Genomic DNA, 24,382 nt, shown 5'->3' on the forward strand with positions numbered 1-24,382 from the left:
CGGGGGGTGTCAGGCGTCGCTGCGCACCCAGTTGACGTGCTTGATGGCCGCCATCAGGGCCGCGTCGAGCGCGAAGCCGATGACGCCGATGATGACGACGGTCGCGCCGAGGCTGGCGTAATCCAGCGTGTCGCGCGCATCGTTGATGGAATATCCAAGCCCCGAGGTGACGCCGAGGTATTCGGCCGGCACCAGCACCACCCATGCGACGCCAAGTGCCAACCGGATGCCGGTCAGAATATCGACCGATATTGCCGGCAGGATCACCACGAAGAGCATGTGAAACGGGTTGGCGCCAAGGTTGCGGGCGACCTTCAGCCATGCGGGGTCGATCCGGCGCAGCCCCGCGGCGGTGGCGAACAGGATCGGCCAGACAGCGGCGACGAAGATCAGGAAGATGATCGCGCCGTCCCACGTGTCATAGGCCATCACCGCGATGGGCATCCACGACAGGGGGGAGATCATGCGCAGGAACTGGAACGGGACGTTCGTGATCTCGCGCAGCACGGGGATGCGCCCGATCAGGATGCCCACGGGCACGCCGATGGCGATGGCGAGCGCGAGCCCCATGCCGACGCGGTAAAGCGACGGGGTGGACATGCCCACGACCTCGCCCGCCACGATCATTTCCCACAGCCGGGTCAGGGTCGGGCCGGGCGCGAAACTGGCAAAGGCGAAAAGGTCCGGATCGCGCGCGATCATCCAGCCGCCCAGCCACCAAAGCGCGAGCAGCAGCCCGATGCCAAGGACCGCGTTCATCAGCCCCCGAAACCGTCCCAAGGCGGGCAGGGACGGGCGCGCGATCACGTCCGCCGCCGCACTCATAGCTTCAGCACTTCTTCGCGGTTATAGGGATCGGCGGCGTTCACAGACGGGTCGGTCTTCCAGTCGGGGAACTTCTCCAGCGCGTTGCGCACGAAGGTGTAGTCCACCAGGTCGTCGGCCACGAACTGCGGGTCGAGCCCGTCGAGGAACGTGGTGTCGCCCGACACGACCGTGTCGTTCATCGCCTCCACGATCAGCTTGGTGGCGGACGGGTAGGGCCATGGCTGGAAATCGATCCGCCCGTTCTGGTATTCCGCATGGTTCGCGATGGCACCACTGGCGATGTAATCGGCATTGTCTTCATAGACCGTCATCGCGCGGGTCACGACCGGGGCGGGGGCGGGCAGGTAACCCATCCCGTCCTTCGACAACATCTCCGCCACTTCAGCCTTGTTCTGGCTCGCGTAGATGGCACCGCGCACCACGGCGTTCATCACGGCCTGCGTCCATTCGGGCTTTTCCGTCGTGACCTGCTCGTTCATGCAGACGACGCAGCACGGGTGGTTCTTCCAGATGTCGCCGGTGAAGCGCAGCATCCGCGCACCCGCCATCAACTCGCCCAGTGCATTGAACGGTTCCGCCACGATGAAGGCGTCGATCTTGCGGGCGGCCAGCGCGGGGGGCATTTCCGGCGGCGGCAGAACCTGCAGGTTGCATTCATTGGGGGCGAGCGATTCACCCTGCGCCTTGATGACCGGCGTGATGCCCGACGCGCGCAGCGCGTATTGCAGCACGATGTTGTGCATCGAATACCAGAATGGCACCGCGACCTGCTTGCCGCCCAGCCCCGCGAAATCGGTCACGTCCGTGTGCCGCCCGACCACGAGCGCCGATCCGTTCGTGTGCGCCCAGGCCATGATCTTGACCGGGAAATCGTTATTGTAGCGCATCCAGACCGGGATGGGCTTCAGGAAGTGGACGAGGTTGAACTTGCCCGCGGCGAAACCTTCGATCAGCGGGGACCAGCCCCGGATCAGGGTGGGCTGTTCCGCTTCCAGCCCCTCGTCGGCGTAGAAGCCCTTGGCATGGGCCACCAGCAGCGGCGTCGCGTCGGTGATCGGCAGGTATCCGATGCGCACGACGTCGTCTGTCTGTGCCGCCGCCATCCTCGGCAGCCCGCCCAGCACGGTCGCCAACGCCGCCGCCAGCCCGCCCTGCGCCAGCATGTCGAGCGTCTGGCGTTTGGCATGGTCCACGCCGTCTGCGCCGTCCGTTCCGCAACAGGCGGCGTGCAGGTCGTGGGGGCTGTGCATGTGATCGGTCATAGCGGTCTCGCTTGTTATTCGGGAAAGGGGCTCAGGCCGTGTCCGTGATCTGCGCCACGGCGGAATAGGTCTGCATCAGGCGGGTGTGCTCGCGCTGGAACGCCTCCGTGCCGCCGTTGCGGTCGGCATCGCTCAGCGTCATCGTCACGTCGTGGGCGATGCGGCCCGGATTGGCGTCGAGCACCAGAACCCGGTCGGCCATGCGCACCGCTTCGCCCACGTCATGGGTGACGATCATCATGGTCAGGCCAAGGTTCCGAGCGATCCGGCGCACGTCCTGTTGCAGGTTGCGGCGGGTGAACGCGTCGAGTGCCGAGAACGGCTCGTCCAGCAGCAGCACCTCGGGCTTGGGCGCCAGCGATCGCGCCAGCGCCACGCGCTGCTGTTGCCCCCCCGACAATTCCTGCGCGTTGCGATCCGCCAACCCGCCAAGATCCACGAGGTCGAGCACCTCGGGCACGCGGGTCTTCGCCGCGTGCATCCGGCGGGCGAAACGCAGGCCGAGCGCGGCGTTCTGCGCGACGGTCATCCACGGATACAAGGACGGCGCCTGGAACATCATGACCCAGCGTGGCGAGGGGCCGCGCACCGCGTTGCCGTTGATGACGACCTCGCCCGCCGTGGGCATGGTCAGGCCGGACACCATGTGCAGCAGCGTGGACTTGCCGCAGCCCGACCGACCCAGCAGCGCCAAGATCTCACCCGGTTCGACCGCGAAGCCGATATCCTGCAGGACAGGCCCGTCGGCCTTGCGATATGTGTGGCACAGCCCGCGCACCGAAACGTGGGCCCCGGTCGGGCGCGGGGTCGGTAGGGTCGGATCGGCGGGTCGGCGTCGGTCGATCGGTTCCGGCATCATCGGGTCACCCATGCGGTCTGGCGTGGCTTTCCACCATCAGGGATGCGCGCCGGGCATTGGGTCAAGTGAACAGACCTGTCTTTCCATTCAAAACTGACACTGCGGAGAAATGATGCGGAAAATTGCGTGGAATGTTCGAATTTGCGCCGATTTGGGTCTGGAAATCTGGCATCCGGCCAAGAATCGCGTTGCGTTCACGAAAATCGAGCAGACAGTACGGTCCGCCGCCATTGCCGCCCGCGCACGGATATGCGACACAGGTGACGCACCGACGCAAGCAGCCTTTTCAGGTCCGCCATGACAGCCCTCGACGCCCCGACGCCCGCCTTCGACCCCGGTGAAGATCCTGACGGGTGCGACTGGAACTTCGCGCGTCATGCGCCGGGATCCGCGCGGGAACGCATCCTCGCCGCGGCGTCGCATCTTTTCTGTCACAATGGGTTCTCGGCTACGGGGATCGACACGATCCTTGCGCGCGCGGGCACGGCCAAGGCCACGCTCTACAACCATTTCCCGTCCAAGGACGCGCTGATCGAGGCCGTGCTGGACGTCGAAGGCGCGGCGTGGCGGCGCTGGTTCTTCGGGCGGCTGGGGGCCGTGCGCGGCACGCCGCAGGACCGCGTGCTGGCCGTGTTCGACGTGCTGCACGACTGGTTCGCGGACGAGAACTATTATGGCTGCCCTTTCATCAACGCGGTCGCGGAATTCGACACGGGCAACGCGGCGATCAAGGCAGCGGCCGACCGGCACAAGACCCATCTGTTCACCTGGCTCAAGGCTGCGGCGATGGAGATGCGTGCGCAGGACCCCGACGCCGTAGCACGCGCCATGGTCGTGCTGGTGGACGGTGCCATCGTCGCGGCCCAGCACGCCGGCAACCCCGGCTTCGCCCGCGATGCCCAGGCGGTCGCGCGGACCTATCTGGCGGCCCTGCCGCGCTGAGCCGATGCAGCGCGGCGCCGCGCCGCACGGTACTGTTGCGGCGGCGTCGCACCCGTGGCCTATGGTCTGGGCAACCAGGGACCGGAGCGCCGCGCATGACCGTCTTTCACAACATTCCCTTCGACCGGCTGACGGTCGGGATGGAGGCGCGCGCGGAACGCCTGTGCCGCGCCGACGATCTTTATGTCTTCGCCCATGCCTCGGGGAACCTGAATCCGCTCCATATCCCCGACGCCGATGGTGACGGCGACGGCGTGCCCGAGGCGGTGGCGCCATCCGCATGGGTCGGTGCGCTGATCTCGGCGGTGCTGGGCAACCAGTTGCCGGGACCGGGCACGATCTATGAAAGTCAGACCCTGCGTTTCGTGGGCCGCGCGACCGAAGGCGACACGCTGCACATCCATGTCCGCGTGACCGAGAAGATGGCGGATCGCCGGGTGCGGTTCGACACGCGTGTCAGCCATGACGACGGCACCCCCATAGTGACGGGCGAGGCCGTGGTGACCGCGCCGATGCGCGAAGCCAGTTTCGATGCGAAGGGCGTGCCGGGTCTCGGGGTTTACCGCCATCGCCATTTCGACGCGCTGCTTGCGCGGGCCGCGCCGCTGGAGCCGATCCGCACGGCGGTCGTCGCACCCGAGGAACCCAATGCGCTGGCCGGTGCGCTGGCCGGGTTCGACCGCACGATCATCACCCCGATCCTCGTGGGCGATCCCGGGCTTATCGCGGCCGCCGCGCTTGAGCTGGGCAGGGACCTGTCGGGTTTCGAGATCGTCGCCGCCGCCAGCCATGCCGATGCCGCGGCGCAGGCCGTGGCGCTGGTACACGGCGGGCAGGCGCAGGCGTTGATGAAGGGGCATCTGCACACCGATGTTCTGCTGTCCGCGGTGCTGAAGCGCGACACGGGCCTGCGCACCGACCGGCGCCTGAGCCACTGTTTCGTCTTCGATGTGCCCGGACTGCCGCACCTGCTGACCGTGACCGACGCCGCGATCAACATCGCGCCGGATCTCGAAACCAAGGTGGACATCGTGCAGAACGCCATTGGCCTGATGCGCGCGCTGGGGGTGGCCCAGCCGAAGGCGGGCATCCTGTCGGCGGTGGAAACGGTCAATCCGCGCATCCCGTCCACGCTCGATGCCGCGATCCTGTCCAAGATGGCCGAACGCGGGCAGATCACCGGCGGGCTCGTGGATGGCCCGCTTGCGCTGGACAACGCGATGGACATGGAAGCGGCACGGACCAAGGGCATCACGTCGATGGTGGCGGGGCGCGCCGATATCCTCGTCGTGCCGAACCTGGAGGCCGGGAACATGCTTGCGAAGGAACTGACCTTCGCCGCCCATGCCGAAGGCGGCGGCGTGGTACTGGGCGCCGCCTGCCCGATCATCCTGACAAGCCGGGCGGACGGTGAAAAGGCCCGGCTCGCGTCCTGTGCCATCGCGGCGCTGGCCGCGCCGGGGCCGAGCCGGGCATGAGTGTGATCCTCACCCTCAATGCCGGGTCGTCGTCGATCAAGTTCGCAGTCTATGACGCAGGCTCCGAACCGGCGCTGCTGGCGTCGGGACAGGTGGACAGGCTGGGCGCTGCGGCACCCGTGCTGATCCTGCGGCAGGGGCCGCTGCAGACCCGTACCTCCATCGACGGGGTCGATCATGCGGCGGGCATCGCCGCGATCCTGCAAGCGTTGGCTCCGCTTCTGGCGGCGCGGACCGTGGCGGGCGTCGGGCACCGGATCGTCCATGGCGGGCCAGACCTTGCGCGACCCGTCCGGCTGACCGATGCCGTGCTGGGGCGGCTGGCGGCGTATGAACCCTTCGCGCCGCTGCACCAGCCTCACAATCTCGCGGCCGTGCGTGCCGCCATGGCGGCGTTTCCGGACGCGGTGCAGGTCGGTTGCTTCGATACCGCCTTTCACCGCGGCCATCCGTTCGTGAACGACACCTTCGCCCTGCCGCGCCGGTTCTATGAACAGGGGGTTCGGCGTTACGGGTTCCATGGGCTCAGCTACGAATTCATATCCGGTGAACTCGACCGGATCGACCCGGACGACCATCACCGCCGCACGATCGTGTGCCATCTGGGCAATGGCGCGTCGCTCTGCGCGATCCGGGGCGGGCGCAGCGTCGGATCGACCATGGGGTTCTCGGCACTCGACGGGCTGCCCATGGGCACGCGCTGCGGCCAGATCGACCCCGGCGTGATCCTGTACCTGCTTGACCACGAAGGCATGACCAGTGCCGAGATCGCGCGGATGCTCTATGCCGAAAGCGGGCTGAAGGGCCTGTCGGGCCTGTCGGGAGACATGCGCGACCTGCTGGCGTCGGACAGCGCGGCGGCGGCGCAGGCGGTGGATTACTTCGTCTTCCGCATCCGGCGCGAGATCGGCGCGATGGCGGCGGTTCTTGGCGGGCTCGACACGCTCGTGTTCACCGGGGGCATCGGAGAGAACGCGGGCGAGATCCGTGCGCGCGTCTGCGACGGGATGGACTGGCTGGGCGTCACGCTTGACCCGGACGCGAATGCCGCGCCGTGCGACCGGGCCGGCGGGCTTGTGTCCGCGGGCGCGGTTCGGGTTCGGGTGCTGCCTACGGACGAGGAGCGGGTGATCGCGCGGGCCGTCGCGTCGGCATTGGCGTCCTGATTCTGCGCGCTGTGGCCGCAGGGCGAGCGGCACTCTGGACCGGGCCGCCTAAACTGACTAAATAGGTCGGAAAAGGTGCCCCGATGACCATGATCGCCGCTGCCACGACCACCGTTGATCGACCCGCCACGCTGCCCGTGCCGGATATCCTGCGCCGCCTGCGCCGGGACGCCGCGCGCACACGGGCCAGTGCGCGCCTCGATCTGTTCCGGGCCTGCGCGATGCTGTCCACCGACCGCGGCGTGGCGGGGCGCGCATATATCGACACGTTCCTGCGTACCCTGGAGCAGGGGCTGGGCCGGGCGCCGGTCATCTATTGCGAAGCGTGCCCGCAGATGTCCTTTGACGAACGCTGGATCATGGCGCTGGTCGATGCGCAGCGCCGCGGCGACCGGGACAGTTTCGCCTTTCTCCTGTGTTCGCGCCTGCCATGTGCCGCGCGCCGCCATGTCGGATTCCTGATCGCCGGGATCGCGCGGACCACGGTCGCGGATGGCACGGATGTCCGAAAGACCGCCTGAAACGCTCAAGTTTGGAATCGTTCCAAACTGCCTTGCGGGGCGCCGATCCGCCGTTATATGATCACAAACGGGCCGCCAGCCATCGCCAGCCAGTCCCGCCCCCAATCCCGTGAAAGGAGTGCCGGATGACACAGACCGCAACGACCCTTGCCCCCGATGCGCAGACCGCGATCTGCGATGCGCTGAACCAGTGCGTGGCGGAAACGACGGTCGCCACGATGATGGCGCAGAATTTCCACTGGAACGTCACCGGCATGGCCTTCGGGTCGCTGCACGACCTGTTCCAGACGATCTACGAGGATCATTTCGCCGCCGCCGACGATCTGGCCGAGCGGGTGAAGGCGCTGGATGGTTTCGTAGATGGCCGTCTGTCGGTGGTGCTGGAGCGTTCCAAGGTTCAGGACCACGCGGGCGACGTGCCGGCCGAAACGATGGTGAAGGCGCTGAGTGCGGCGCAGGAAACGCTGGCCGCGACGCTGGCGGGTACCGCGGCCGTGGCCGAGGATCATGGAGATCTTCTTACGCAGGACCTGGCCATCGCGCGCGGACAGGCGCATGAGAAATTCGCCTGGATGCTGCGGTCGCACCTGAAATAGGGGCCCGCATCAGATCGGGCAGGTGCCGCCCTTCTTCGCGCATCTTTTGCGATAGGCCGCGTCCCAGTGGCGGTACTTGCCCAGATCCGCCTGCTGATGCGTGAGCATCGTCACGAATGCGGCCTGATGCTTCGGCTTCTTCAGTTTCTTGAACAGCGATTTCTGGTCGCGGGTCATGGAACAGCCGATGCAATGGCCTTCGCGGCGGAACTTGCACACGCCGATGCAGGGTGAGGGGATCTTGCTCATGTGGGTGCCTGTTCTCGGTGCCTGTGTCTTGTGCCCCCGACCGGATGGCGGTCCGGGGCGCGGGGTCTTCACTTCGTCAGGATCAGCTTGCCCGCCCGGGTGATCCGAAGGGTGTAGCTGGTCCCGTCCAGCATGATCCGCGCCGTCCTGTCCGGTCCGATCAGGGATCGCGCGTCGTGACGGGGCGGTTCGTTGCGCGCAGGCCTGTCCTCTTCGCGGTCTTCGCTGTCGTTCATGCCCTTCAGGTCTCCGCGCGTCCCCGCGCCGGGGATCGAGCGGGTGCAAGCCCATGGTCTACAAAAATACTCAGGAACGTCAATCCGAGTCTTTCGCTCAGACATGTTCGCCTGCCGCGGGTTGCGGTCAGAACCGGTCCAGAACCCGCAGATGTGCATGGCGGTGCCCCGTGCCGTCGCCTGCGTCGTCGCCATGATCGTGGGATTCGATTTCCGTCTGCACCGGAATCATCGTGACCGTGCCGTGCCGCACGCCCCGTTCAAGGAAAAGTGCGTTGGCATAGCGGTCCACATCGGCGACCCGTCCGCGCATCACGCTGACATCCAGCGCGGAATCGTGGTCCACCGGCACCGATAGCGCGGCAATGGTGCGGTCGTGATGGGCGTGGCGCGTGCGTGGCACGCGGCGGGCGAGATCGCGTATCGTCGGGTCGATGGTGCAGGTCACGACGGCAAGGCATTCCGCGGATGCAGGCGCGGCCGGGGCAAGCGCGCGGCGCAGCAGGTCGCGCAGGGCTTCTGACCGGTTCGTCGCCCCCGCGCGCGCCATGAACGCGTCAAGTTCGGCCAACAGTCCATCCTCAAGGCTGATCGTGATCCGTTGCATCGCCCCCTCCGCCGTGCCGTGCACGGTCCCTTGCGACGTCGCCGCCCGCATGTGGTTTGCGTGCCAGTGTCGGCCGACGCGGCGGTCGGTGCAAGGCGATCCGAGTTCGCAGCCGGGGCCGCCGGCCCGCCTGCCGTTCGACCGCGCCGGGCGGCATGTGCAGAGGTGGCTTGACCGCGGCCCGGCGGCGCTAGTTTGTGACGGCAAGATGACAGAAATTCCGCCGTCCTCCTCCGTGCGCCTGCGAGCGCCGCCCCGCTTGCCCATCGCGCCCTTTCGCCCGGGGATGCCGCCGGGCCGGTCGCTGCGCGATTTTCACCTGTGCGCGTTGGCCGGGCTGCTGTTGGTCCTCGCGCTGGTGCTTGGCCCGCTCGGGTCCGCGGGCGGTGTGGCGCAGGCCTTGCCGCTGGCGGGCTACGCGCTTCTCGTGGCGGTGGCGCGGGTCGGGCTGGCGCGCGGCTATCCGCACCCGCGGTTCGGGGCATGTAACGCGGTGACATTTCTCCGGGCGACGGGCGTGGCGGGGCTGACGGCGGTGCTCGCTTTGCCGGGGCCGCCGATGGGGGGCTGGCTTGTGCCGGGGGTCGCGGCGGCGATCCTGTCACTGGACGGCATCGACGGGTGGCTGGCGCGGCGGGCCGGGCGCTGCTCGGCCTTCGGCGCGCGGTTCGACATGGAAACGGACGCGGCACTTGCGCTCGTCCTAGCGGCGCTGATCTGGCAGGCAGGGCTGGCAGGTCCGTGGGTGCTGTGGCTGGGTTTGGCCCGCTACGGCTTTGTCGGGGCGGGGCGGATATGGCCCTGGCTCCGCGCCCCGCTGCCACCGCGCTGGCGCCGCAAGGCCGGGTGCGTCGTGCAGATCGGCGCGCTGGTGCTGGCGCTGCTGCCGGGTCTGCCTGCCGCGGCGGTTCAGGCGGCGCTGGTCGTCGCGGCGGCGATGCTGGTCTGGTCTTTCGGCGCGGACGTCGCGTGGCTGCGGCGGCACGGGCCGGTGCCGGGTCAGGCCCGGCGCGGCACGTCATCAGCCTCCGCCGCCGGAAACCGGGCCGCATGAGCGCAGGCCCCGTGCCACGGCTGGCCGGTCTGGCCGCGGCGGCCGCGCTGTTCCATGTCGTGCTCGTGCTGCCCGACCGCCTGAACGCGGTGACGCCGCAGGCGCTGACGCTTTTCCCGCTGGAATTGCCCGTGCTGCTTGCCGGGCTTGCCGTGCTTCGGCCCCATGGCTGGGCCGCGGCGGTGCTGCGCGCCGCCCTGGTCGCGTGGCTCGCGTCCAGCGTGGCCCTGCGCCTTACCGATATGGGCATGCGGTCGGCCTATAACCGCCCGTTCAACCCGGCCATCGACCTGCACCTGATCCCCGCGGGCATGAACCTGCTGACGACCTCGGTCGGGGCGGTGGCGGCATGGGCCGCTCTTGCGCTGGTGGTGGCCGCGCTTGCGGTGCTTGCGGCGGCGCTGTGGTGGGCCACGGGACGCTGGGCGGGGCTTGCGCCGCGCGGCGTGCCGCGGCGCTTGGCGGGCGGCGCGGCTTTCATCGCCGCGCTTGTGGCGGCGGGGGAGGCCGGGCACAGGTTCGGCGCATGGACAGCGCCCCTGCGCCCGCCGGGGGACCCGTTCGCCCTGTGCAGCACGGTGACGCAGACGGCGCGGATGGTCACGACACTGGATCGGATGGCCGACTTTCGGCGCGCGGCAAGGGAGGATCCCTTTGCCGATGCCGGCGCGGTTCTGGACCGCGCGCATGGGCGCGACATCTTGATCGTCTTCGTGGAAAGTTATGGCCGGTCGAGCTTCGACGTGCCGCTCTATGCACCCACCCACACCGGCACGCTGCGCGACGGCGAAGCGGCGCTGGCGGCCCGCGGGCTGGCGATGCGATCGGGCTGGCTGACGGCACCCATGGTAGGCGGACAGAGCTGGCTTTCCCACGCGACCTTGGGAACGGGCTTGTGGGTGTCGGACCAGCCGCGCTATGCAGCGGCCCTTGCCAGTCGGCGCCAGTGGCTGTTTCATCTGGGGCAGGGCGCTGGGTTTCACACGGCGGCGGTAATGCCTGCGATCACGCTGGCCTGGCCGGAAGCGGAGAAGATGGGTTTCGACACGATCCTGCCTGCGGCGGAGCTTGGCTATTCCGGGCCGCGGTTCAACTGGGCGACCATGCCCGACCAGTTCACGCTGGACGCGCTCGACCGGCTGGTGCGTGATCGTGTCGATGGCCCGGTGATGGCGCAGGTGGCGCTGGTGTCGTCGCATGCGCCCTGGGTACCGGTGCCCGACATGATCGACTGGGATGCGCTGGGGGACGGCACGGTCTTCGCTCCGCAGGCCGCGCGCGGCGATCCGCCCGAGGTCGTCTGGCGCGACCGTGACCGGGTGCGCGACCAGTATCGGCTGGCCATCGACTACAGCCTGACGGCCGTGCTGGATTATGCCGCGCGGCAGGACGAAGCGGCGCTGATGGTGGTGCTGGGCGATCATCAGAGCGCACCGATGATCTCGCAGAGCGACAGCTTCGACGTGCCGGTGCATGTGATCGGGCCGCCGGACGTGGTCGCGCAGTTCGATGCCTGGGGCTGGACTCCGGGGCTGGTGCCGGATGCGAAGCTTTCGTCCTGGCCGATGGACGCGTTCCGCGACCGCTTCCTGTCGGTCCTGTCGAGCGGGGCGCCCGCGCAGGCGGCAGGGCTGCGCCCGTGACCGTCTGGCAGCGCATCCGGCGCTGGCGGCCGGGCAAGGGCGCGCTGCGCATCGCGGGCACGCTCGCCATCGTCGGACTGGTCGCGTGGTCGGTGGATATCGGGCAGGCGCTGGCGCTTCTGGCTTCGGCCGACCGTGACCTGCTGACCGTGGCCTTCGTCGCGCTGACGCTTCAGACCGTCATTTCCGCCGCGCGCTGGAAGATCACCGCGGCCCGGCTGGACCATCGCTTCAGCCTGTTCGTTGCGGTGCGGGAATACTACCTTGCGCAGTTCCTGAACCAGACCCTGCCGGGCGGCATGGTCGGCGACGCGGGCCGGGCCTATCGCGCGCGGCATGGCGCGGGGCTGGTGCGGTCCGGGCAGGCGGTGCTGTTCGAACGGCTGTCGGGACAGATCGCCCTGATCGGCGTCGCCGCCCCCGGTTTCGCGCTGACCGTGCTGGTGCCGGGCGGACCGAGTTGGCCGACCACGCTGGGCACCATCGCGCTGGGGCTGGCCGCGGGGCTGGTGACGGTCCCGCTGCTGATCTTCGGCGGGTCCAAGGCCCCGGGCGCCGTGGGCCGCGCGTCGCGGGATTTCATCGGCGCGGCGCAGGGGGCCATCTTCGCGCCCGAGGTCCTGCCGTGGCAGGTGGGCCTGAGCCTCGGGACGGTGGCCTGCAACCTGGCCGCCTTCGCCGCCTGTGCCGCGGCGACCGGCACACCGCTGGAACCGCTGGCGGTGGTCACTATCGTGCCGATCGTCCTGCTGGCCATGGTCGTGCCGTTGTCCGTCGCGGGCTGGGGCGTGCGCGAAGGTGCGGCGGCGATGCTGTTTCCGGTGCTTTACGCGACACCCGAGGCGGGGGTCGCGGCGTCGGTGGCGTTCGGGCTGGTGTTTCTGGCGGTAACCCTGCCCGGCGCGCTGGTGTTGGCCTGGGAAAGCCGCCGGGGCCGCTTCAGGCTCGGCAAGGGCGACGGCGCGCCGGACAAGGCCGGGCGCGCCGTCTGATCGGTCATTCGGCGGCGACCATGCGCGGCCCCGCGCCATCGGTCGGCATCCAGACCCCGCGCTCGTAGCGCCACGCCATCCGGCCCGCATCGTCCATTGCGTGGAGCGCAAGCCAGCCGTTGTCGAACAGGGCCGCCACCTGCGGGTGCCGTTCGAGCACGTCGGAAATGGCGGCGCGCGGGGCTTCCACCACCACGGTCAGGCGCAGCGGGTCATGGGCGGGCGCGTCGCCGTCATGGACCGACTGCATCGGCAGGCCCGCGCGCAGCACGCCGCCGTTGCCTTCGACCACGCCGATCCCGCCCGTGACGTTGTGCAACAGCTTGTTGCCCGCCCCGAAAAGTGACGGTGCGACCGTGGAGCCGTAGTATTGCAGGCTGATCCAGCTTGCCACGACCACCGGCGCGGTCAGGATCAGTTCGAGCACGCCGAAACCTTCATCCTTGTGCCAGTCATAGCTGTGCAGGAACACGCCGCCGCCCATGTCCAGCGGCGCGGTCCGGTGCCGCGGTGCGGCGACGAAGGCGCGGCAGCCCGCCAGCCCCCATTCCGGGCGCAGCTCGGCCCAGTCCCGCGCGCGGGCCATGATGTCGGTGCCCTTGTCCGCGCGCGGCAGTCGTGCCGCCCGTTCGGCGCGCGCCAGCTTGCCCGCGGCCGTCAGCGCGTGCCTGAGCGTCTTCAGGTCTTCTTCATGCGCCTCGCTTGGGTGGTCGCGGTCGTACAGCGTCACGGCATCGGTCGTCGTGTCGTGCAGCCCGGCCACAAACAGCGTGTCCTCGGGGATGGGCCGTCCGGCCTCGGCCAGCCCGGCGCGCACCTTCGGGTCGTTGAGCAGCCCGGCCAGAAGCCGCGCGTTCACGTCGCCCGCATAGCCGCCGCAGGCGCCGCATTGCAGCGCGCTGGCATGGGGATTGTTCGTGACACCCGCGCCGTGGCCCGCGACCAGCACCAGCCGCGCCATCGAGCCGTGCAAGCCCATGGCCCCGAGCACGGTCGCCGCCGCCTGCACCCGGTCCGCAAGGGGCGGCAGCGGGTCGAGCACCGGCGTGGGGCTGTCCGCCCCCGGCAGCGCATGGTCCTCGCCATGGGCGCGGGAGTCGCGCCACAGCTTCGCGCCATAGATCGGCCCCGCGGCCTCGACGAACGCGAAGGACGACACGGCGGCCTGCTTGAACCGGCCCCAGGCCCGTGCCGCGCGCGCCTTGATGCGCTGGTCCATGTCGGCGGCCTCGGTCTGGTCGGCGCGGCTGGACAAGCCCGGCGTCAGCAGCACGGGCGCCCGCGGTTCGGTCACGTCGGAGGCCGCACCGTGATGGGCGCTCGCCAGTCCGAAAAAGCCCGCGAACCCGATCGTGTCGATCCCCGCGCTTGTGGATTCCAGCGCACGGCGGAAGACCTCGGAGCGCACGTCGATGCAGAACGCGGCCTGGACCGCCGGGCGGGTGCCGGAATCGGTTCGCGCGCCAGCACAAGCGGCAAAGCCCGCGGCGAGTTCGCGTTGCGCGGCGCGGTCGGCGGCATCCTGCAGGATCGCGTCGATGACCTGATCGGTGTCCGGTTCCAGCGGGGCAGCATAGGCGGCCTTGGCGGTCTCCCACGCCGCGGCCAGCGCGGGCTTGTGCAGCGACCAAAGGGCAGCTTCCCACACCAGCCGGGCGGTCAGCAGGTCCGTCAGGGTCGGATCGCTGCCGCCTGCCTGCTCTGCCTGCCATCCGGGTCGCCGGGCCAGTTGCGCCCAGCCGCCCAGATCGACCAGCAGGCGGTGGAAGTAATGTTCCGCCGTGTCCGCCGACAGGCCCAGTTCCCGCGCACAGACGGCCAGTGCCACCCGCGCCGTGGGCGGCATGTCGGTGACGTATCCGCAGAACCCGGAAAGACCGTGCAGTTCGGGCGTCACATCGCGCTGTGCGTGCGCCTTCCACGCGGCATAGGCACCGATGTCGGGTGCGGGCCAGAGCGCCTGGCCGGCATCGAAATGCCCCGCGGCCCAAAGGCCGATCCGCTCTGCCACGAGCCCAGGCCAGTCCACGCCCGTCACCTTGGCGGCAAGATCGGCCATGGTCGGCAGCGGGTCCGGGTCGTTGACCGTGCGCTCCGCCGCGGCGCGCAATGCGCCGACGGTCAGCGGCCCGCCTTGGGGCGCGGCATCGAGCGCCGCCTGCAGGTCATCCGCCGTGATGGCCCCTGACGCGAGCTTGGACCGGATCGTGGCACGCGGGGCCGTCACCCGGATGCCAGCCACGCGCGCCATCCGTGCCGCCGTGAGCGCCAGCGTATCGCCCGCCTGCCCCATGAAGGGGTTCACCGCCACGCTTTCGGTCAGCGGCCACAGCGGGGGAATCTGCCGCCCGGCCCGGTCGGCCATGGCGAAGATCTCGAGGCTGGTGCCGTCGAAGCTTTCCATCGTCAGCTTGTCCATGATCTTTCCCCTCAGGTCCGGTTGGTGGTCCGCCAGCCGCCGATCAGCCGGTCGAACACAGCGTTCACGTAAAGCCCGTTCAGCAGGTGGACGCGCAGCCCCGCCGCCGCCGGATGCCCGGCCCAAAGCGGGAACAGCGCCTGCGCCACGGCAACCGCGCCGAAGCTGAGGATCGCAAGCACCATCAGCGCCCATTCGAGCGGCCCCGGTGCGGGCGTTGCCGGCAGCGCGTCGGCGGTCAGCTTGATGGCGATGACCTGAAGGGCGAAGTAGCTCAGCGTCGCGGCGACGGAGGCCAGCGCCGTGCGCCGGGTCAGGGCGCGTGGGGCGGCATCCGCCAGACCTTGCGCGACTAGGTATGCCACCCCGAAGACGAGGATCGCCCCCAGTGCGATGGCCTGCGGCGGCTTGCCTGCGAAACCGAACAGCGCGCCGATCACGCCGTAGATCGCCAGCGCAAGGGCAAAGGCCCGCGCCACGGCCCATCCATCGGGCACCGCGACCGGCCCGGGCCTGCGGATCGAGGCGACGGCGGTCACGGCGCTGCCCGAGCCGAGGAACGCATGCGCCTTGTAGAGCGAATGGGCCAGAATGTGCAGCAGCGCCAGCGGAAACAGGGCCAGCCCGCACTGGAGCAGCATGAAGCCCATCTGCGCCAGCGTGGACCATGCGAGCGCGGTCTTCACCGCCGGCTGGGTCAGCATGACCAGCCCGCCGAACAGCGCGCTGAACCCGCCGATCATCACGAGCGCGGCCAGCACGCCCGGCGCGGTCAGCATCACGTCGGCAAAGCGGATCAGCAGGAACCCACCCGCATTGACCACCCCGGCATGCAGCAGGGCCGAGACGGGGGTGGGCGCCTCCATCACCTCGGTCAGCCAGCCATGGCTGGGGAACTGCGCGGATTTCAGGATCGCGGCCAGCGCCAGCAATCCGGCCGCCAGAAGCGCGGGTGCGCCGCCGATGCCGGTGCGCGCCATGGTCGCGATGGTGGCGACATCGCCGGTGCCATAGGCCACGATCAGCAGCGCCGCCGCCGCCAGCAGCGCGAAGCTGCCTGCAAGCCCGGTCAGCGCCTTTTTCCGCGCCGCGCGCTGCGCCGCGATCCGGTCCGGGTAGAACAGCAGCAGCCGGTCGAGCGCGAAGCCCACCGCCACCCAGGCCAGCAGCAACTGCCCGAGGTTGCCAGCCGTCACCAGCCCCATCACCGCCGCAAGTGCTGCCGCCATCCACGCCATGAAGGCGTTCTGCCGCGCCTCGCCATCGGTGTAGGTGCGGGCATACCGCAGCACGACCCAGCCGATGAAGCACACCAGCGCGAACATCGCCACGCTGACGCTGTCCACGCGGGCAGACAGGCCGATCCCGGCGATCCCGACCGTCGGTCCGGTGCCCGGACCCGCGACGATCAGGCCAAGCGTGACCACGACGGCGATCACGGTGCTGGCCATCACCGCCCATTCGGGCAGGCGCAGCATCCAGTGACCGCGCGGTGCGGGCCAGCGCGCCAGTGCAAGGGCGGCGATCAGCATCAGCGCCGGGGCGAACAGGGGCAGGGCGTATTGCGGCATCGGGCGTCTCCTGTGTCAAATGACTTGAGGGGGATATGCGGCCCTGCTGCATGAAGAAAAATACATTGTTTCGCGCATTACGTTCGCGATAATAGAACGATGAACGATCTGAACTATCATCACCTGCGGTATTTCTGGGCCGTGGCCCATGACGGGAACCTGACCCGCACTGCGGAACGGCTGAACCTGTCGCAATCGGCGCTGTCGAGCCAGATCAGGACGCTCGAGGCACGACTCGGCCATGCGCTGTTCGACCGGCGCGGGCGGCAGTTGCACCTGACGGAGGCCGGGCGCATCGCGCTCGACCATGCCGACACGATCTTCGCCACCGGCGCGGAGTTGCTGGGTACGCTGGCGCAGACCGGCCAGGTGCGCCGGCCGTTGCGGGTCGGCTCGCTCGCCACGCTGTCGCGCAATTTCCAGACCGGGTTCCTGCGGCCGCTGTTCGGACGGGCGGATGTGGAGATCGTGCTGCGGGCCGGGTCCGCGCGGGAGCTTTACGCAGCGCTGTCGGATCTTAGCCTCGACGTGGTGCTGACCAACCGCCCGCCGGCCCGCGATGCGGGTCTGCCGTTCGTCACCCACCGGATCGCGGCCCAGCAGGTGGGGCTTTTCGGAACGCCCGCGCATCTTTCGGGGGTGGATGATGGCGACCCCTCAGGGCTGCGGGACGTGCCGCTGATCCTGCCCACGCTCGATAGTGCCCTGCGCGCCGATTTCGACGCCTGGGCGGATCGGACGGGCCTGCGCCCCCAGATCGCGGCGGAGGTTGACGACATGGCGATGATGCGGCTTCTCGCGCGCGACGGGCTGGGGCTGGCGCTTGTGCCGCCCATCGTCGTGCAGGACGAACTGGCGACCGGCGCGCTATGTGCCGCCCCGATCCCGCTGGGCATCATCGAGACGTTCCTCGCCGTCACCGTGGCGCGGCGCTTTCCCAACCCGCTCCTGCGCGAGGTGCTGGAAAGCGCGGCGGATCGGCTCGGGGCTTCGGAGCCTGCGGTGTAACAGTCCGGTCGCGCCGGACCTGTGCGGTCTTGGTGACACGTTGCCGATGCCCACGCCGCTTCGTGCGAATGTCTTTGCGATGCACGTCTGGTGGTGGCACCGTCCCGCCACCAATTCGCCATCGGAGTCGCCCGGATGTCCGCCCTGTTCCACCGCGCCTGCAACGCCACCCTGCCCACCGCCGTCGCGGGCGAGGGCTGCTATCTGATCGATGCCGCCGGCAAGCGGTATCTCGATGCCTGCGGCGGTGCGGCGGTGTCCTGCCTCGGTCATTCCGACGCGGAGGTGAAGGCCGCGCTGCACGGGCAACTGGACCGGCTCGCCTTTGCCCATACCGGGTTCTTCACGTCGGAACCGGCTGAACGCTTGGCCGAACGCCTGATCGCCCATGCGCCCGCGGGGCTCGCGCGGGTCTATCCCGTCTCCGGCGGGTCCGAGGCGGTGGAAGCCGCGATCAAGCTCGCGCGGCAGTATCACCTGGAACGGGGCGCACCGTCCCGGCACCGCATCGTCGCGCGGCGGCAAAGCTATCACGGCAACACGCTGGGCGCGCTGGGGGCGGGCGGCAACATGTGGCGCCGTGAACCCTTCGCGCCGCTGATGGTCGAAACCAGCCATATCGCGCCCTGCTACGCCTATCGCGACCAGCGTGCCGACGAGACGGCGGAGGCGTATGGGCTGCGCGTGGCGGACGAACTGGAAACCGAACTTCAGCGCCTCGGCCCCGACACGGTCGCCGCCTTCATCGCGGAGCCGGTCGTGGGCGCCACGGCGGGCGCGGTGCCCGCGGTGCCGGGCTACCTCAAGCGCATCCGCGAGATCTGCGACCGCCACGGTGTGCTGCTGATCCTTGACGAGATCATGTGCGGCATGGGGCGAACGGGGCACCTGTTTGCCTGCGCGGAGGACGGGGTAACCCCCGACATCCTGACCATCGCCAAGGGGCTTGGCGCGGGCTACCAGCCCGTGGGCGCGATGCTCTGCACCGCCGCGATCCACGACACGATCGCCAAGGGGTCGGGCTTCTTCCAGCACGGGCACACCTATATCGGGCATCCGATGGCGATGGCTGCGGCGGATGCCGTGCTTGGCAAGCTGACCGCGCCGGGGATGATGGTGTCGGTGCGCGACAAGGGGGCCGCGCTGGACGCGGCGCTGCGGGACCGGCTGGGCGCGCATCCCCATGTGGGCGATATCCGGGGGCGGGGCCTGTTCCGCGGCATCGAACTCGTGGCTGACCGCGGGACCAAGACGCCGTTCGACCCCGCTTTGCGGCTGCACAAGAGGATCAAGGCGGCGGCGATGGACGCGGGGCTGATGTGCTACCCGATGGGCGGCACCATCGATGGACGTCGCGGCGATCACGTGCTGCTGGCCCCGCCCTTCATCATCGAACAGGCGCAGATCGACACGGTAGCGGACCTGCTGGCGCAGGCCATCGACCGCGCGCTCGTCGAGGCCGGGGTCGGGCTCGCCGCGTGACGCCCTTGCCGCGGATCATGGTCGCCCCGAACGGCGCCACCAGGACCCGTGCCGACCATCCGGCATTGCCCGTGACCATCCCTCAGATTGTGACGACGGCGCGGGCGTGTTTCGACGCGGGGGCGGACGGCATCCACGCCCATGTGCGCGACCGGGCGGGGCGACACGTGCTCGATGCCGGGCTTTACGCAGAATTGCTGGCGGAGCTGGCCTGCGCCGTCCCCGGCATGGCTGCGCAGATCACCACCGAAGCACAGGGGCGGTACACCCCCGCGCAGCAGCGTGCCGTCGTGGCGGCAGTGCCGGGCGCGGTATCCGTGTCCGTCGCGCTGCGCGAGATGATGGCCGACAACGATGCCGCCGCCGCGCGCGGTTTCTACCACGATTGCGCGGCGCGGGGGTGCGCGGTGCAGCACATTCTCTATGATCTGACCGACATGGACCGGCTGGCAGCAGCACGGGCGGCGGGGATCGTACCGGACGGTCCGGTGCAGGTACTTCTGGTGCTGGGCCGCTACACGGACGGACAACGCGCCGCGCCCGCGGAGCTCGCCGCACCCCACGCCCGGCTGATGGAACGGATACCCGGTGCCGACTGGGCCGTTTGCGCCTTCGGTCCGGACGAAACCGCCTGCCTTGCAGCCGCCCACGGTCTTGGCGGCAAGCTGCGCGTCGGGTTCGAGAACAACCTCTTCAATGCGGATGGGCGGCGTGCGGCGGACAATGCCGACCGGGTGCGCGACCTGTGCGCGGTGTTGTCCCATGCTGGCGCGGATGCCGAAAATAAGGCGGTACGACGCACATCGCGGGACCGCGTGGAATAGTTTCCCTATCCAAGCCCGTTATCCCGGCGATGTGTTCCGGTTAGCTTGCGCCATGGCGAAAAAGACGCGATCCTGTCCCGCGTCGGGAAACGGAGTGTATCTTGAAATCGACACACCGACGCGCGAGCTGCACGGCAACTGCCTGTCCCATTCCGACCCCGCAAAGGAGGTTCGCATGAAACACCTTATGGCCTCGATGATCGCGCTGACGCTGGCGCTGCCTGCCGCCGCGCAGGAGGGCTTCGGCCCGCTCATCGCCCCGCAGGATCTGTCCGCCGCGACGTCCGGAGATGCCGCACCGCTCGTGCTCGATATCCGGGCAGGCGATGGCGATGGCTACGGTGGCGGGCATGTTCCCGGTGCCGTGAGCGCGCCCTATGGCCTGTTTCGCGGGCCTGCCGAGAACCCCGGCCAGCTGCCGCCCGAGGACCGCCTGACAGAAGTGCTGCGCGGGCTTGGCGTGACCCCTGACCGGCCCACCGTGATCGTCCACCAGGGCGCGAACGAAACCGATTTCGGGGCCGCCGCGCGGGTTTACTGGACGCTGAAATCCAGCGGCGTGAGCCAGTTGGCAATCCTGAACGGCGGTATGAACGCCTGGACGGCGGCGGAACTGCCGGTGGCGTCGGATTCCGTGACCCCGGCCGCGTCGGACATCACCGTGAATTTCTCGGACCGGTGGCTGGCCACGGAGGCCGATGTCCTCGCCATCGTGGACGGGCGCGACGATGCGCTGCTGCTGGATGCGCGGCCCGAGGATTTCTGGTCCGGCCGCACGGCACACGGGGCCGCGGCGCGTCCCGGTACGCTGCCGCAGTCGAAATACTTCGAACATGCGGGCTGGTTCGGCGGCGGCCCCGCCATCGTCGATGCGGATGCCGCGCGCAGCCTTGCCGCCGAACAGGGTTTCACCGGCGAAGAGCAGATCGTGAGTTTCTGCAATACCGGGCACTGGGCGGCGACCAACTGGTTCGCGCTAAGCGAACTTGCGGGCATCGAGAACGTGAAGCTGTACCCGGAATCGATGGTCGGCTGGTCCAACGCGGGCCATGACATGGCGAACGTGCCCGGCCTGCTGCAAAACCTGTGGTTCCAGATCCGGAACGTGTTCTGATCCCATGGCGATGACGCAGACGGCTTCACCCGCCGCCAATACCGGACAGCGCGCCGCCCTCTTGGGGGCGGCAGCGACGCTTGTTCTGGCCGTGGCCTTGTTCGCGGGGGCGCGGTTCGGGCTGCTGCTGGCCATCGGGCTGGGCTTCGGGATCGTGCTCGAAGGGTTGCGGTTCGGCTTCGCCGGGCCGTGGCGGGCCATGATTCTGCGCCGCGACCCGGCGGGCATCCTTGCGCAGCTTGTCGCGATCGCCATCGTGGCGGTGGTTGCCATCCCGCTGCTGGCCTCCCACCCCGGAGAGCTGACCGGTGCCCATGCGCCGGTGGGGTTCGCCATGCTGGGCGGCGCCTTCGTGTTCGGTGCAGCCATGCAGGTGGTGCTGGGCTGCGGGTCCGGCACACTGGTGAACGCCGGCAGCGGAAACCCGGTCAGTCTCGTGGCGCTGCCGTTCTTCGCGATCGGCAGCTTTGCGGGCGCGTCGCATCTGTTGTGGTGGACCGATCTTGGCACGGCGCCCGTGGTGGTGTTCCGCGGCGCGGGCGGGCTGGTCGTCACGCTGGCGCTGCTGGCCGGTGTGGCGGGCATCGTGTGGTGGCGCGCGGCGCCCGAACATCGGAAGCTGCCGGTGCGGCGCCTGTGGATCGCGGCTGTCGTCGTGGCGCTTCTGGCGCTGGCCAACCTCGCCGTCGCGGGCCAGCCATGGGGGGTGGTCTACGGTCTTGGCCTCTGGGCGGCGAAAGGGGCCGTTGCGCTGGGTATCGATGTGACCGCCTCGCCCTTCTGGGCGGCGCCCGGCAACGCGGACCGGCTTGCGGCAAGCGTGCTGACCGATGTCACGTCGCTGACCAATATCGGGATCATCGCGGGGGCCGCCCTTGTGGCGGCATGGCGCGGCGGGCTGGCGCAGGCGCTGCCGTCCTATCCGGCGCGGGCGTGGATTTGCACGATCATCGCGGGGTTCCTGCTGGGCTACACCTCGCGGCTGGCGTTCGGCTGCAACGTGGGCGCGTTCTTCAGCGGCATTTCCACCGGCAGCCTGCATGGCTGGGCGTGGTTCGCCGCGGCCTTCGCGGGGGCGGTGCTGGGCGTGCGTCTTCGCCCGCTTGCGGGGCTGGAGGCACGCCCATGACACGGCACCTGACAGCGGGGCTGGCCGTGGCCTTCATCGCGGCTGTGGTTCTGGCGGACCTTGCAGGCGGTGCGGGGTTGAACCCGTATCGGGCGCCCCCGGCGCTGGCGCTTGGTTCGGGCCAGGCCTCGGCGGGCGGGCATTGCGCGGCGATGCCGGGCAACTGAACGCGCGGCGCGCGCCGGCGCGACTGACCTCCATTCCACTGCGTGCGGGTGCCGCTCGATACTTGCGGGCCGGGACCGGGTGGCATAGCGTCCCCGGCAACGATACGGACAATCCGGACGGGGGATGCAACGGGATGACACGCAAGGGTTTAATGGCGGCGGTGCTGACCGCGACGATGGCCTTCGGGGGTGCGGGCGCCGCTGAAGAAGCTCTCAGGGTCGGCATGATCACCACCCTGTCGGGCGGTGGCGCGGGGCTTGGCATCGACGTGCGCGACGGCTTCCTGCTGGCGGTCAAGCAGGCCGGCGCACCCATCGAGGTGATCGTCGAGGATGACCAGCAGAAACCCGATATCGCCGTGCAGTTGTCCGACAAGCTGATCCAGGCCGAAGAGGTCGATGTCATGACCGGGATCATCTTCTCCAACATCGCCATGGCGGTGATCCCGTCGGCGCTGGCGCAGGGCAAGTTCTACCTGTCGCCCAATGCCGGGCCGTCGCAACTGGCGGGTGCCGGCTGCCATCCGGACTATTTCAACGTCGCGTGGCAGAACGACAACCTGCACGAAGCTGCCGGTGCCTATGCCAATTCCGCGGGGCTGGCCAATAGCTTCATCCTCGCGCCGAACTATCCAGCCGGGCAGGACGCGCTGACGGGGTTCAAGCGGTTCTACACGGGCGAGCTGGCGGGGGAGCTTTACACCACGCTCGGCCAGACCGATTACGCGGCCGAGATCGCGCAGATCCGCGCGAGCGGCGCGGACAGCGTGTTCTTCTTCCTGCCGGGCGGCATGGGAATTTCGTTTCTCAAGCAATATTCCGACAGCGGCGTGGACATGCCCGTGATCGGCCCGGCCTTCAGCTTTGACCAGGGCATCCTTCAGGCCGTGGGCGCCGCGGCGCTCGGGGTGCGCAATACCTCGCAATGGTCCCCGGATCTCGACAATCCGACCAATGCGGCCTTCGTGGGAAGCTTCGAAGCCGAGTACGGGCGGCTGCCGTCGCTTTATGCGAGCCAAGGCTTCGACACGGCGAACCTTCTGATCAGTGCCATGGAAAAGGCCGATGTCGCCGATCGCGACGCGTTCCGCGCGGCCCTGCGGGAAGCCGATTTCGACAGCACGCGCGGTGCGTTCCGGTTCAACACGAACCAGCATCCGATCCAGGACATCTATGTGCGCGAAGTGATTCAGGACGGCGAGATCTTCACCAACCGGATCGTGACAACGGCGCTGCGCGATCACGGCGACGCCTATGCCGCCGAATGCCCGATGGAGTGATGCGCTGCCCCGCCCGATGACACGTCCCGCCGCGACATGAGCACCGTCCTGCTGCTGGAGCAGCTTCTCAACGGTCTGCAATTCGGGGTGATGCTGTTCCTGATGGCCGCGGGGCTGACCCTGATCTTCGGCGTGATGGGTCTGATCAACCTCGCTCACGGCTCGCTCTACATGATCGGGGCATTTGCCGCCGCTTCGGTGGCGGGATTTACCGGATCTTTCCTGCTGGCGCTGATGGCGGCGCTGGCGGCGGCGGCGGCGGCGGGTGCGCTGATCGAGGTGACGGTGATCCGGCGGCTTTACGCGCGCGACCATCTCGACCAGGTGCTGGCGACCTTCGCGCTGATCCTGATCCTGTCCGAAGGCACGCGCTGGCTGTTCGGGTCGTTCCCGCTTTACCTCGATGTGCCGGCGTGGCTGGCCGGCCCGGTGCGGCTTCCCGGCGGGATCGACTATCCGCGGTACCGGCTGGCGGTGATCGCCGTCGGGCTGGCCGTCGCGGGCGGGCTGGCCTGGCTGATCGCGGGCACGCGGCTCGGCATCCGCATCCGCGCCGGAGAGGCCGACCGCGAGATGATCGCGGCGCTCGGCGTGGATATCTCGCGGCTCTACACGCTGGTGTTCGCGCTTGGCGCCGCGCTCGCGGGGCTGGCGGGGGCGCTGGTGGGCGCGATCCAGTCGGTGCAGGTGGGGATGGGCGAGCCTGTCCTGATCCTCGCCTTCGTGGTCATCGTGATCGGCGGGATCGGATCGATCCGCGGCGCCTTTGTCGGTGCGCTGCTGGTCGGTCTGACCGACACCGCCGGGCGGGTCTTCATGCCGATACTCATGCAGCCCCTCGTGGGCCAGCAGCAGGCGGCGACGGTGGGCTCGGCGCTCGCATCCGTGGCGATCTACGTGCTGATGGCGCTGGTGCTGCTCGTCCGTCCCGCGGGCCTGTACGGGCGGGCCTGAC

At 69.2% G+C, this 24,382-nt stretch carries 24 protein-coding genes; 16 read left to right on the top strand and 8 right to left on the bottom strand.

The annotated features are described in order from the left end of the window. Positions 1–9 precede the first annotated feature (9 nt). Genes DDE13_RS04080 through DDE13_RS04090 form a run of 3 tightly spaced genes read right to left on the bottom strand, consistent with a single transcriptional unit; the run spans position 10 to position 2,961 of the window. Positions 10–825, bottom strand: coding sequence for an ABC transporter permease (locus tag DDE13_RS04080; RefSeq protein ID WP_111401741.1), 816 nt, complete (start codon positions 823–825; stop codon positions 10–12). Continuing rightward, the gene (locus DDE13_RS04085) at positions 822–2,090 is read right to left on the bottom strand and encodes an ABC transporter substrate-binding protein (protein WP_162630847.1); all 1,269 of its coding nucleotides are present in this window, start codon (positions 2,088–2,090) and stop codon (positions 822–824) included. Before DDE13_RS04085 ends, DDE13_RS04080 begins: the two co-directional genes overlap by 4 nt. 31 nt (positions 2,091–2,121) lie before the next feature. Beyond that, complete coding sequence (locus DDE13_RS04090; protein WP_235868576.1) at positions 2,122–2,961, bottom strand: ABC transporter ATP-binding protein; 840 nt, start codon at positions 2,959–2,961, stop codon at positions 2,122–2,124. Between the two features lie 285 nt (positions 2,962–3,246). Here DDE13_RS04090 and DDE13_RS04095 point away from each other — a divergent pair, with 285 nt between their 5' ends. From DDE13_RS04095 to DDE13_RS04115, 5 genes are all read left to right on the top strand, one after another. Further along, positions 3,247–3,891 (top strand): TetR/AcrR family transcriptional regulator, encoded by a 645-nt coding sequence (locus DDE13_RS04095; protein WP_111401743.1) that lies wholly within the window; start codon positions 3,247–3,249, stop codon positions 3,889–3,891. 95 nt (positions 3,892–3,986) lie between these two features. Further along, on the top strand, positions 3,987–5,369 hold the full coding sequence (locus DDE13_RS04100; RefSeq protein ID WP_111401745.1) for a bifunctional enoyl-CoA hydratase/phosphate acetyltransferase: 1,383 nt from the start codon (positions 3,987–3,989) through the stop codon (positions 5,367–5,369). Beyond that, positions 5,366–6,535: an acetate/propionate family kinase gene (locus DDE13_RS04105; RefSeq protein ID WP_111401747.1), complete on the top strand. Its 1,170-nt coding sequence runs from the start codon at positions 5,366–5,368 to the stop codon at positions 6,533–6,535. Before DDE13_RS04100 ends, DDE13_RS04105 begins: the two co-directional genes overlap by 4 nt. Before the next feature lie 83 nt (positions 6,536–6,618). Then, positions 6,619–7,056, top strand: coding sequence for a hypothetical protein (locus tag DDE13_RS04110; RefSeq protein WP_111401749.1), 438 nt, complete (start codon positions 6,619–6,621; stop codon positions 7,054–7,056). A 125-nt stretch (positions 7,057–7,181) separates the two neighbouring features. Beyond that, positions 7,182–7,652 (top strand): Dps family protein, encoded by a 471-nt coding sequence (locus DDE13_RS04115; protein WP_111401751.1) that lies wholly within the window; start codon positions 7,182–7,184, stop codon positions 7,650–7,652. Between the two features lie 9 nt (positions 7,653–7,661). Here DDE13_RS04115 and DDE13_RS04120 read toward each other — a convergent pair whose 3' ends face one another. The 3 genes from DDE13_RS04120 to nikR all read right to left on the bottom strand — a co-directional run bounded on the left by DDE13_RS04120 (position 7,662) and on the right by nikR (position 8,744). Beyond that, positions 7,662–7,901, bottom strand: coding sequence for a DUF1289 domain-containing protein (locus DDE13_RS04120; RefSeq protein WP_111401753.1), 240 nt, complete (start codon positions 7,899–7,901; stop codon positions 7,662–7,664). Between the two features lie 68 nt (positions 7,902–7,969). Next, a complete protein-coding gene (gene hemP, locus DDE13_RS04125) occupies positions 7,970–8,137 on the bottom strand; it encodes a hemin uptake protein HemP (protein ID WP_111401755.1) in 168 nt (55 codons plus the stop codon). A 127-nt stretch (positions 8,138–8,264) separates the two neighbouring features. Continuing rightward, entirely contained in the window at positions 8,265–8,744 is a 480-nt protein-coding gene (gene nikR, locus DDE13_RS04130; RefSeq protein WP_111401856.1) for a nickel-responsive transcriptional regulator NikR, read from the bottom strand. Positions 8,745–8,952: 208 nt separating this feature from the next. Here nikR and DDE13_RS23540 point away from each other — a divergent pair, with 208 nt between their 5' ends. The 3 genes from DDE13_RS23540 to DDE13_RS04145 are packed head-to-tail and all read left to right on the top strand — an operon-like array spanning position 8,953 to position 12,433. Beyond that, the gene (locus DDE13_RS23540; protein WP_162630848.1) at positions 8,953–9,798 is read left to right on the top strand and encodes a CDP-alcohol phosphatidyltransferase family protein; all 846 of its coding nucleotides are present in this window, start codon (positions 8,953–8,955) and stop codon (positions 9,796–9,798) included. After that, a complete protein-coding gene (locus tag DDE13_RS04140) occupies positions 9,795–11,441 on the top strand; it encodes a sulfatase-like hydrolase/transferase (RefSeq protein WP_111401759.1) in 1,647 nt (548 codons plus the stop codon). The genes DDE13_RS23540 and DDE13_RS04140 overlap by 4 nt, the downstream gene beginning before the upstream one ends. Next, positions 11,438–12,433: a lysylphosphatidylglycerol synthase transmembrane domain-containing protein gene (locus tag DDE13_RS04145; RefSeq protein WP_235868577.1), complete on the top strand. Its 996-nt coding sequence runs from the start codon at positions 11,438–11,440 to the stop codon at positions 12,431–12,433. The genes DDE13_RS04140 and DDE13_RS04145 overlap by 4 nt, the downstream gene beginning before the upstream one ends. A 4-nt stretch (positions 12,434–12,437) precedes the next feature. Here the strand turns inward: DDE13_RS04145 and DDE13_RS04150 are convergent, their stop codons facing one another. Further along, positions 12,438–14,837: a YbcC family protein gene (locus DDE13_RS04150; RefSeq protein WP_111401860.1), complete on the bottom strand. Its 2,400-nt coding sequence runs from the start codon at positions 14,835–14,837 to the stop codon at positions 12,438–12,440. A gap of 26 nt (positions 14,838–14,863) precedes the next feature. Continuing rightward, positions 14,864–16,423 (bottom strand): proton-conducting transporter transmembrane domain-containing protein, encoded by a 1,560-nt coding sequence (locus tag DDE13_RS04155; protein WP_111401761.1) that lies wholly within the window; start codon positions 16,421–16,423, stop codon positions 14,864–14,866. 99 nt (positions 16,424–16,522) lie between these two features. Between DDE13_RS04155 and DDE13_RS04160 the strand changes: the two genes are divergently transcribed. The 8 genes from DDE13_RS04160 (at position 16,523) to DDE13_RS04190 (ending at position 24,381) form a co-directional block, all read left to right on the top strand. Next, positions 16,523–17,431 carry a LysR family transcriptional regulator gene (locus DDE13_RS04160; RefSeq protein ID WP_111401763.1) on the top strand — a complete coding sequence of 303 codons (909 nt, stop codon included), beginning with the start codon at positions 16,523–16,525 and terminating at the stop codon, positions 17,429–17,431. A gap of 135 nt (positions 17,432–17,566) precedes the next feature. Further along, positions 17,567–18,913: an aspartate aminotransferase family protein gene (locus tag DDE13_RS04165; protein ID WP_111401765.1), complete on the top strand. Its 1,347-nt coding sequence runs from the start codon at positions 17,567–17,569 to the stop codon at positions 18,911–18,913. A gap of 17 nt (positions 18,914–18,930) precedes the next feature. After that, positions 18,931–19,737: a BKACE family enzyme gene (locus DDE13_RS04170; RefSeq protein ID WP_394340280.1), complete on the top strand. Its 807-nt coding sequence runs from the start codon at positions 18,931–18,933 to the stop codon at positions 19,735–19,737. Positions 19,738–19,912: 175 nt separating this feature from the next. After that, entirely contained in the window at positions 19,913–20,851 is a 939-nt protein-coding gene (locus tag DDE13_RS04175; RefSeq protein WP_111401862.1) for a sulfurtransferase, read from the top strand. 10 nt (positions 20,852–20,861) lie between these two features. After that, positions 20,862–21,980, top strand: coding sequence for a YeeE/YedE thiosulfate transporter family protein (locus DDE13_RS04180; protein WP_111401864.1), 1,119 nt, complete (start codon positions 20,862–20,864; stop codon positions 21,978–21,980). Next, complete coding sequence (locus DDE13_RS23175) at positions 21,977–22,147, top strand: hypothetical protein (protein ID WP_222626026.1); 171 nt, start codon at positions 21,977–21,979, stop codon at positions 22,145–22,147. Before DDE13_RS04180 ends, DDE13_RS23175 begins: the two co-directional genes overlap by 4 nt. A 176-nt stretch (positions 22,148–22,323) precedes the next feature. Beyond that, positions 22,324–23,427: an ABC transporter substrate-binding protein gene (locus DDE13_RS04185; protein ID WP_394340281.1), complete on the top strand. Its 1,104-nt coding sequence runs from the start codon at positions 22,324–22,326 to the stop codon at positions 23,425–23,427. A 36-nt stretch (positions 23,428–23,463) separates the two neighbouring features. Continuing rightward, the gene (locus tag DDE13_RS04190) at positions 23,464–24,381 is read left to right on the top strand and encodes a branched-chain amino acid ABC transporter permease (RefSeq protein ID WP_111401771.1); all 918 of its coding nucleotides are present in this window, start codon (positions 23,464–23,466) and stop codon (positions 24,379–24,381) included. Position 24,382 lies beyond the last annotated feature (1 nt).

The organism is Meridianimarinicoccus zhengii (assembly GCF_003254465.1).
Lineage (GTDB): Bacteria > Pseudomonadota > Alphaproteobacteria > Rhodobacterales > Rhodobacteraceae > Meridianimarinicoccus > Meridianimarinicoccus zhengii.

What these genes read in the sequence shown, in the direction of transcription:
- DDE13_RS04175 (WP_111401862.1), top strand. Translation starts at nt 19,913, where the DNA reads ATGAAACACCTTATGGCCTCGATGATCGCGCTGACGCTGGCGCTGCCT.
- DDE13_RS04180 (WP_111401864.1), top strand. Translation starts at nt 20,862, where the DNA reads ATGACGCAGACGGCTTCACCCGCCGCCAATACCGGACAGCGCGCCGCC.
- DDE13_RS04080 (WP_111401741.1), bottom strand. Translation starts at nt 825, where the DNA reads ATGAGTGCGGCGGCGGACGTGATCGCGCGCCCGTCCCTGCCCGCCTTG.
- DDE13_RS04170 (WP_394340280.1), top strand. Translation starts at nt 18,931, where the DNA reads ATGGTCGCCCCGAACGGCGCCACCAGGACCCGTGCCGACCATCCGGCA.
- DDE13_RS04110 (WP_111401749.1), top strand. Translation starts at nt 6,619, where the DNA reads ATGACCATGATCGCCGCTGCCACGACCACCGTTGATCGACCCGCCACG.
- DDE13_RS04150 (WP_111401860.1), bottom strand. Translation starts at nt 14,837, where the DNA reads ATGGAAAGCTTCGACGGCACCAGCCTCGAGATCTTCGCCATGGCCGAC.
- DDE13_RS23175 (WP_222626026.1), top strand. Translation starts at nt 21,977, where the DNA reads ATGACACGGCACCTGACAGCGGGGCTGGCCGTGGCCTTCATCGCGGCT.
- DDE13_RS04115 (WP_111401751.1), top strand. Translation starts at nt 7,182, where the DNA reads ATGACACAGACCGCAACGACCCTTGCCCCCGATGCGCAGACCGCGATC.
- DDE13_RS04190 (WP_111401771.1), top strand. Translation starts at nt 23,464, where the DNA reads ATGAGCACCGTCCTGCTGCTGGAGCAGCTTCTCAACGGTCTGCAATTC.
- DDE13_RS04100 (WP_111401745.1), top strand. Translation starts at nt 3,987, where the DNA reads ATGACCGTCTTTCACAACATTCCCTTCGACCGGCTGACGGTCGGGATG.
- DDE13_RS04085 (WP_162630847.1), bottom strand. Translation starts at nt 2,090, where the DNA reads ATGACCGATCACATGCACAGCCCCCACGACCTGCACGCCGCCTGTTGC.
- DDE13_RS04155 (WP_111401761.1), bottom strand. Translation starts at nt 16,423, where the DNA reads ATGCCGCAATACGCCCTGCCCCTGTTCGCCCCGGCGCTGATGCTGATC.
- DDE13_RS04120 (WP_111401753.1), bottom strand. Translation starts at nt 7,901, where the DNA reads ATGAGCAAGATCCCCTCACCCTGCATCGGCGTGTGCAAGTTCCGCCGC.
- DDE13_RS04105 (WP_111401747.1), top strand. Translation starts at nt 5,366, where the DNA reads ATGAGTGTGATCCTCACCCTCAATGCCGGGTCGTCGTCGATCAAGTTC.
- DDE13_RS04090 (WP_235868576.1), bottom strand. Translation starts at nt 2,961, where the DNA reads ATGGGTGACCCGATGATGCCGGAACCGATCGACCGACGCCGACCCGCC.
- DDE13_RS04095 (WP_111401743.1), top strand. Translation starts at nt 3,247, where the DNA reads ATGACAGCCCTCGACGCCCCGACGCCCGCCTTCGACCCCGGTGAAGAT.
- hemP (WP_111401755.1), bottom strand. Translation starts at nt 8,137, where the DNA reads ATGAACGACAGCGAAGACCGCGAAGAGGACAGGCCTGCGCGCAACGAA.
- DDE13_RS04140 (WP_111401759.1), top strand. Translation starts at nt 9,795, where the DNA reads ATGAGCGCAGGCCCCGTGCCACGGCTGGCCGGTCTGGCCGCGGCGGCC.
- nikR (WP_111401856.1), bottom strand. Translation starts at nt 8,744, where the DNA reads ATGCAACGGATCACGATCAGCCTTGAGGATGGACTGTTGGCCGAACTT.
- DDE13_RS23540 (WP_162630848.1), top strand. Translation starts at nt 8,953, where the DNA reads ATGACAGAAATTCCGCCGTCCTCCTCCGTGCGCCTGCGAGCGCCGCCC.
- DDE13_RS04165 (WP_111401765.1), top strand. Translation starts at nt 17,567, where the DNA reads ATGTCCGCCCTGTTCCACCGCGCCTGCAACGCCACCCTGCCCACCGCC.
- DDE13_RS04160 (WP_111401763.1), top strand. Translation starts at nt 16,523, where the DNA reads ATGAACGATCTGAACTATCATCACCTGCGGTATTTCTGGGCCGTGGCC.
- DDE13_RS04185 (WP_394340281.1), top strand. Translation starts at nt 22,324, where the DNA reads ATGGCCTTCGGGGGTGCGGGCGCCGCTGAAGAAGCTCTCAGGGTCGGC.